We start from the raw sequence: 776 nt of genomic DNA, 5'->3' as shown, positions 1-776 counted from the left end.
GCGCGGTCGAGGCGGGTCGGGCGCCTATGCGGCGGGGGGAGGCGTGGGGGCGGTGTCGGGATGTGCGTGGGGGGCGTGGGGGGCCGCGGGGGGGCCCCCCCACCCCCCTCAGAACCGGACAGGCGGCGTTGACCGCATCCGGCTCAAGCAGGCCCTGAAGGCCCACGGGCAGCCAGAATGGCTGGTCATCGTGGTTCACTGCCGCCGCGCCAGCGATGGCAGTGAACGTGGGTGAGTCGGAAGGTGACGGGATCGTCGGACTGGCTTCCGTCCGGTTCGGCGGTGAGCGCGTTCGCGCGTACCGCCGTCCGGATCGCCCGCAGCCACTGCTCCCATTCCTGGGGGCTCTGCGGCTGCTGGTCGGCGTGCAGGAGAAGGGTTCCGCAGAGCGGGCACCGGCCGTGCTGTCCTTGGAGCAGACTCAGCAGGCGCGGGCTGAGCGGGGGCTTGTTCCTGCGTCGCCGCGAGGCCCAGTACTCGGTCAGCGCCGGGTCGTCCACGGACGCCCCTTTGATGACCAACTGATGTCTGACGATCCGGGTCCAGGCGAACTTGGTGAGATAGCGGCCGCTCTCGCGGTCACCGAACACCCACCGGTCCTGCCGGGACTCGTTGAACCGGCCGAAGTACCGGGCGGTCACCCAGCCGTTCGGCTTGTTCGGGTGTGTGTGCCGGGCCCATTTGTAGACCAGCCTCCACACGTGGTGTGTGGGGGGGGGGTGTTTCTCCCCGCCGTGCGCCCGCCCCCTCAATTGGAGTGCCGCCCCGCGGGAGTG

1 pseudogene is annotated in these 776 nt (G+C 70.9%); it reads right to left on the bottom strand.

The annotated features are described in order from the left end of the window. Positions 1 to 185 precede the first annotated feature (185 nt). Positions 186 to 776: pseudogene (locus tag ACFXB5_RS50730) on the bottom strand (group II intron reverse transcriptase/maturase); the annotation flags it as partial.

Origin of the sequence: Streptomyces sp. NPDC059455 (genome assembly GCF_042750115.1) — a bacterium.
In the GTDB taxonomy this organism is placed as follows: Bacteria; Actinomycetota; Actinomycetes; order Streptomycetales; family Streptomycetaceae; genus Streptomyces; species Streptomyces endocoffeicus.
The sequence above is the reverse complement of the archived record's forward strand: the minus strand, read 5'-3'. Positions and strand labels throughout refer to the sequence as shown.